Below are 3564 nucleotides of genomic sequence, written 5' to 3' on the forward strand. Positions count from 1 at the left end.
TGCTGCTCGATGAGCTCGGTGATGTCGGTGCCGCCCAGGCCGTCCAGCGGCACCGGGGAACCGGGTAAGGCCGGTGGCCTGGGCGGTAACGGCGGCGGCGGCGGACTAGGCGCTGACGGTGGCGCTGGCTTAGGTGTGGCCGGGGGAACCGGTGGTAACGGTGGGCTCGGCGGCAACGCCGGGGCTGGCGGGGTCGGCGGGGCCGGCGGAATCTTGGGGTTCAACGGCGCGACGGCCGGCGCGGGCGCGGGTGGTACCGGCGGTAACGGCGGTAACGGTGGCGCCGGGACGGCGGGCACGGCCGGCAGCATCGATGGTCAAGGCGGCGGTCAGGGCGGTCAGGGCGGTCAAGGCGGTAATTCCGGTGCCGGCGGCGCTAACGGCAGCGGTGGTCAGGGTGGTCAGGGCGGTGCCGGTGGCGCCGGGTATGACGCGTCCAGCGATGTCAGCGCGGCGGCCGGGGCGTCCGGCGGTAATGGCGGTAACGCCGGTAACGGCGGTGCCGGCGGCGCGGCCGGCACCGGCGGGCTGCTCGGTTCTGGGACCAGCGGCAATGGTGGTGATGCCGGGACCGCCGGTCCCGGTGGTAGTGGTGCCATCGGGGCGGCCAGCGGCCTGGGCGGTAACGGCGGTAACGGTGGTAACGGTGGTGCCGGTGGCGCGTCCGGTGGCGGGACGGCGACCGCGGGCGCCGACAGTGCCGGCGCCAACGCCGGTAACGGCGGTAATGGTGGCGACGGGGCGGCTGGCACGGCGGGTGTTCCCGATGGTGGTGCTGGTGGTCAGGGTGGTCAGGGCGGCCAGGGCGGTGACGCCGGTGGCGCGTTGGTGGCCAACGGTCATGGTGGCCAGGGCGGTCGGGGCGGTGCCGGTGGCGCCGGATATGACGCGTCCAGCGATGTCAGCGCGGCGGCCGGGGCGTCCGGCGGTAACGGCGGGAACGCCGGCAACGGCGGTGCCGGCGGCGCGGCCGGCACCGGCGGCACCGGTGCCACGGCGGGCAACGGCGGTTACGGCGGCACCGGCGGTAACGCGGGTAGTGGTGCGGACGGTGCGCCCACCGGCGGGGCCGGCGGCACCGGCGGCAACGGCGGCGACGGCGGTGTCGCACTGGGCTCGGGCAACGGCGGCGGCGGCGGCCAAGGCGGACTCGGTGGCAACGGCGGCAACGGCCTTGACAACAGCACATCAGTCGTAACCAGCGGCGCCGGCACTGACGGCGGCGCCGGCGGCAATGCCGGGGCCGGTGGCAATGGCGGCAACGGCGGCAACGCCGACGGGTCGGGCACCGGCGGGCTCGGCGGCACCGGCGGCGGCGGCGGCCAGGGCGGCACCGGCGGCGGCGGGGGGACCACCACCGCCGACGGCCAAAACGGCGGCCACGGCGGCGAAGGCGGCTACGGCGGCAACGCCGGCAACGGCGGCAACGGCGGCAACTCCGCGTCGGGCAACCCCGGTACCGGCGGGGTCGGCGGTACCGGCGGCGACAGCGGCAACGGCGGCAACGGCGGCACCAGCGGGCCAGGCGGCGTCGGCGGCACGGGCGGGGGGTCCGGCGATTCACGCGGCGGCCCCGGCAACGGCGGGAACGGCGGGAACGGCGGCAACGCGCTCGGCGCATCCAATAACGGCGGGGCCGGCGGGACCGGCGGCCACGGTGGTGACCAGGGCACCAACGGCGTCGGCGGCACCGGCGGCGCGGCCACCGCCACCGAGCCCGGCGGGACCGGCGGCAGGGGCGGAGCCGGCACCTGGGGCGGCGGCGCCGGCGGCACTGGCGGCAACGGCGGCGACGCCGCCGGGTCCGGCAGCGGCGGCGCCGGCGGTGCCGGCGGCACCTTGGGCAGCGCCAGTGACGGCGGCGCGGGCGGCACCGGCGGCGCGGCCTCGGACACCCAGCCGGGCGGCAAAGGCGGCAACGGCGCCACCGGCAGCAACGGCGGTGGAGACGGCTTCGGGGGCAATGGCGGTAACTCCGCGCTCGGCAATGGCGGCGACGGCGGTGACGGCGGCCCCGGCACCCCAGGTGGCAATGGCGGCGCGGGCGGCGCCGGTGGTGCGGCCTCAGCCACCGAGCCGGGCGGCGCCGGCGGCAGCGGCGGTAAGGGCGCGTTCGGCGGTTATGGCGGCTACGGCGGCAACGGTGGCAACTCCGGCGGGTCGGGCACCGGCGGGCACGGCGGTGCCGGCGGCGCCGGCTCTGTCGGCGGCAGCGGCGGCGATGGCGCGGACAGCTTCGGCGCCGGCCAAAACGGCGGCAACGGCGGCATCGGCGGCTTCGCCGGCGGCGGCGGCAACGGCGGCAACGGTGGGGACTCCGCGCTGGGCGATGGCGGGAACGGCGGGGCCGGGGGGGCCGGCGGCACCAGCGGCAACGGCGGCAACGGCGGCACCAGCGGCCCAGGCGGCACCGGCGGCAACGGCGGGACATCCGTCCCCAACGGCAACGCCGGCGTGGGCGGCACCGGCGGTAACGGCGGCAACGCGCTGGGCCCAACCGGTAACGGCGGAGACGGCGGCGCCGGCGGGCGCGGCGCCGACGCAGGCACCTCCGGCACGGGCGGCGACGGCGGCGCAGCCACCGCCACCGACCCGGGCGGCCACGGCGGCGCCGGTGGCACCGGCGGTGGCGGCGGCGGCAACGGCGGCGGCATCGGCGGCAACGGCGGCAACGCTGGCGGGTCCGGCCACGGCGGTAATGGCGGCGCCGGCGGCGACTCCGGCGACGCCACCGCCGGCGCTAGAGGCGGTGCCGGCGGTGCGGCCTCGGCCACCCAGGCGGCCGGCGACGGCGGTGCCGGCGGGGCACCCGGCTCCGGCGGCTACGGCGGGACCGGCGGCAACGGCGGCAACTCCGCGTCGGGCAACGCCGGCAACGGCGGCGCCGGCGGCAACGGCACCAACGCGGCCAACGGCGGCGTGGGCGGCGACGGCGGCGCGGCTTCGGCCACCGAATCCGGCGGCAACGGCGGAACCGGCGGCGATGGCGGCAGCTACAAGTTCGGCGGCGGCCTCGGCGGCCTCGGCGGTAACGGCGGCGCGTCCGGCGGGTCCGGCAACGGCGGGAATGGCGGCGCCGGCGGCACCGCCGGTCTGGCCCCCACCGGCGGTCAGGGCGGCAATGGCGGCGCGGCCTCGAGCACCGCGTCGGCAGGCAGGGGCGGCGACGGCGGCGGCGGCGGCTTCGGCGGCTATGGCGGGATCGGCGGCAACGGCGGCGACTCCGCGCTGGGCAACGCCGGTAATGGCGGGTCCAGCCCCAACTCTGCGGACGGCGGTGCCGGCGGCCAGGGCGGCGCCGGCGGCGCGGCCAATGGCACCCAAGCGGCCGGGGCCGGCGGTAACGGCGGTGGCGGCGGCCTCGGCGGACGCGGCAATGACGGCGGCAACGGCGGCAACGTGACGGACGCGGCGGGCACCGGCAATGCCGGCGCCGGCGGCGACGGCGGCAACGGCGGGGTCGGCGGTGCCGGCGGCGTGGGCGGCACCGGCGGCGCGGCCTCCGACGGCGCGCCCGGAGGGACCGGCGGCAACGGCGGCAACGGCAACAACGGCGGCCTCGGC

Annotated in this window: 1 protein-coding gene; it reads left to right on the top strand. The window is 79.5% G+C overall.

Annotated elements, in window-relative coordinates; all coding sequences use genetic code 11:
• Nucleotides 1-21: 21 nt before the first annotated feature.
• Nucleotides 22-3564, top strand: a 3543-nt coding sequence (locus tag A5655_RS29105; RefSeq protein ID WP_156764742.1) for a PE family protein, incomplete at its 3' end; no start/stop codon positions are given.

It is taken from the genome of Mycobacterium sp. 1081908.1 (genome assembly GCF_001673535.1).
Lineage (GTDB): Bacteria > Actinomycetota > Actinomycetes > Mycobacteriales > Mycobacteriaceae > Mycobacterium.